Annotated in this window: 5 protein-coding genes; 4 read left to right on the top strand and 1 reads right to left on the bottom strand. The window is 47.9% G+C overall.

The genetic code is table 11. The annotated features are described in order from the left end of the window. The 3 genes from BHE81_RS25825 to BHE81_RS25815 all read left to right on the top strand — a co-directional run. On the top strand, window positions 1–94 hold a 94-nt coding region (locus tag BHE81_RS25825; RefSeq protein WP_032442716.1), incomplete at its 5' end, for a Rop family plasmid primer RNA-binding protein. Continuing rightward, the gene (locus BHE81_RS25820) at window positions 94–495 is read left to right on the top strand and encodes a helix-turn-helix transcriptional regulator (protein WP_009310048.1); all 402 of its coding nucleotides are present in this window, start codon (window positions 94–96) and stop codon (window positions 493–495) included. The genes BHE81_RS25825 and BHE81_RS25820, both read left to right, overlap by 1 nt. Window positions 496–1,256: 761 nt before the next feature. Continuing rightward, window positions 1,257–1,937 (top strand): hypothetical protein, encoded by a 681-nt coding sequence (locus tag BHE81_RS25815; RefSeq protein WP_072042463.1) that lies wholly within the window; start codon window positions 1,257–1,259, stop codon window positions 1,935–1,937. 248 nt (window positions 1,938–2,185) lie between these two features. Here the strand turns inward: BHE81_RS25815 and BHE81_RS29055 are convergent, their stop codons facing one another. Continuing rightward, the gene (locus BHE81_RS29055; protein WP_072042462.1) at window positions 2,186–2,269 is read right to left on the bottom strand and encodes a replication initiation protein; all 84 of its coding nucleotides are present in this window, start codon (window positions 2,267–2,269) and stop codon (window positions 2,186–2,188) included. A 415-nt stretch (window positions 2,270–2,684) separates the two neighbouring features. Here BHE81_RS29055 and BHE81_RS25800 point away from each other — a divergent pair, with 415 nt between their 5' ends. Next, on the top strand, window positions 2,685–2,876 hold the full coding sequence (locus BHE81_RS25800) for a Rop family plasmid primer RNA-binding protein (protein ID WP_023302508.1): 192 nt from the start codon (window positions 2,685–2,687) through the stop codon (window positions 2,874–2,876). The last annotated feature ends 22 nt before the right edge of the window (window positions 2,877–2,898 follow it).

Here is a 2,898-nt window from a genome sequence, read left to right as displayed (position 1 = left end):
TGAGGCCGACCTTTGTGAGAAACTCCACGATGATGCGGAGCATCTTTTCCGTACACTGTCCTCGAGACTGGATGAATTACAGGATGGTAACTGATGGCCAGAGTGTCTATTAGTGAGGCTGCCCGACTGACGGGTAAGAGTAGAACAACACTGCACAGGTTGATTAAAGCAGGTGACCTGTCCACCTGTAGCGGTGAACGCAATGCAAAAATGGTAGATACTTCAGAGCTTTTACGTGTCTTTGGTCCCTTTGAGCAACCGAAGGGTGAACACCATTCTGGACAGGTCTCTGAACAGCGTGATACAGCCTCTGCTGACCAGAGTGAACAGGTGATTCGTCATCTGAAACAGGAGATTGAACACCTGAATACCTTACTTTTGTCCAAGGATTCGCACATTGACAGCCTGAAACAGGCCATGCTCCTTCTCGAAAATCACCAGGCAAAATTAACTGAATCCCCGGCGCCATGGTGGAAATTCTGGAAAAAATCCTGACCCCGTCATGCTTCAGTTTTCCTCTCCGGCCATCCCGGGGAGTTCCTGAACCTTCCCAAAAATCGCCAGATCTCTGAACGCTCCTCACGACTAAAAATACCCACACACTACGCAAAATTAAAATTTTGCAGATTTGTATTTAATATCAGTGGTTTACTTTCCTGAAATTTCGTTTTTTAAATTTTATTTACATAGATCCGACTCTATGACGACTCGTCATAGAGTCCCCGGCGAGTCGTCATAGAGTCGGTAACGACTCAGGACTATAAAAACAATGAGTTAATAACGACCCGACTCTAGACACGACTCCCCGTTTGGTTGCTTTTTAGACTCGGCGACTCTGGGTACGACTCTAGTGAAGAGTCGCCGGGGAATCGTGTGGTGAGTCGTCCGGCGACTTGCCATAACGTGATTGCCGGCCGTCGACGAACACGATTCCTGAACGTGCTGAAAACCGGTTTTCCGGCTGCGCCGGCAACGCTTCACGGCCACGCAATAAATTGCGTCCCCGTTCACCGTTTTCGGATGGGAAGAACGCCGGAAACAGGACTTACCATGGCTGAATGGCGTGAATTTTCGCGCTACGCACTTGCGTGCATACTCATGCATGCCGTAAAAACAGAGCCTGCGCGTTTCTGGCGGGTTTTCGGGTGGTTTGTTGCCTGTTTTACCGGTTTCCCGTCAGAAACGCCCTGAGGCCGTTTTAGCGGTGCGGGCAAGAGATGTTATGGTAAATGAAAATTTAAAAAGGATATTTTTCAATGGGTAGGAAAAGTAGAGAGAAAAAAGAAAGGCATATTAAAGATAGAGCCAGCCCCCTTAAAGTATATAGGTTTTTTAAAGAGAAGAGTCATGCTGAGGCATTGTGCAATGGCGATGTTTGGCTGAGCACTATTGAAACGTGTAGACGATACGAAGACCCCCTACAGGGAGATCCGAATGAAGCAATTCAAACCTATAGCTCGGGTTTTATCTCAGGGGGCAGTGATGACAGCCGTTTTGTCTCTGCTGCAGCTCATGCCGGAATCCATATTGGACCTGGCTGTAGTGGAATAACGATACAAAATTGTCGCTCTTTTAATAAGATGCCCGACGCCTTTGTTTTATGTACGACACTGGAATTTCAGCCAGAAAACTTGAACGATACCTTTGGAAATTACTGTGTGGAAATATCAAATGTTGAAGAGTTTTTTGGTCTTATTACTAAAAAGTTAAAGGGGTTATTACCTATAAAATTAGGTGCTATGGGGGAGGTCAGATATGGGAGTCATTCTTTTTATGGTTACCAGCCTCCACCGGGACCGATTGGGTTTGTAAAAAATCGAGATAAATATTCTTCGCAGAAAGAATTCAGATTTCTTTGGGTGCCAGAAACATTTGATATTCAACCCAGGTTAGTCAAATGCCCTGAGCTTTCATATTGTTGCCGAATGATATCTTAGATGACATTTTCCATAGTGTAATTCTTGACTGAGATTACGTTACCAGCGTAATCTCCTTTGGAAACAAAAAGACCGCCCAGCAAGGCGGTCCTTTTGAAGGTTCTTAGAGCAGCAACTCTTTGAACCGCGGTAACTGGCTTGGAGGAGCGCAGTAACCAAAACTTGTCCTTTCAGTTTAGCCTTAACCGGCGCATAACTTCAAGACTAACTCCTCTAAATCAATTACCAGTGGCTGCTGCCAATGGCGATTAGTCGTGTCTTTCCGGGTTGGACTCAAGACGATAGTTACCGGACGAGGCGCAGCAGTCGGACTGAACGGGGGGTTCGTGCATACAGTCCAGCTTGGAGCGAACTGCCTACCCGGAACTGAGTGTCAGGCGTGGAATGAGACAAACGCGGCCATAACAGCGGAATGACACCGGTAAACCGAAAGGCAGGAACAGGAGAGCGCACGAGGGAGCCATCAGGGGGAAACGCCTGGTATCTTTATAGTCCTGTCGGGTTTCGCCGCCACTGATTTGAGCGTCAGATTCCGTGATGCTCGTCAGGGGGGCGGAGCCTATGGAAAAACGGCCGCTGTGCGGCCTTTCCTTTTCCCCATCACGAGACCGCTCGGTTTTCTCGAGCTTTTACACGCATGCTCCTGCCGCTCGCCGCAGCCGAACGGCAGGAGCGTAGCGACTGAGTGAGCGAGGAAGCGGAAAAGAGACTGTTCTTACACTGAGCACTGACGCTCTGAGGCTTCTTATGACGAAACAACAGAAAACAGCGCTGAACATGGCTAAATTCATCCAGAATCAGTCTCTGCTCCTGCTGGAGAAGCTTAACGAGCTTGATCTCGATGTTGAGGCCGACCTTTGTGAGAAACTCCACGATGATGCGGAGCATCTTTTCCGTACACTGTCCTCGAGACTGGATGAATTACAGGATGGTAACTGATGGCCAGAGTGTCTATTAGTGA

The sequence above is a fragment of the Klebsiella sp. AqSCr genome (genome assembly GCF_008452795.1).
GTDB classification, from domain to species: domain Bacteria; phylum Pseudomonadota; class Gammaproteobacteria; order Enterobacterales; family Enterobacteriaceae; genus Klebsiella; species Klebsiella pneumoniae.
This window is presented reverse-complemented; position numbering and strand designations above follow the sequence as displayed.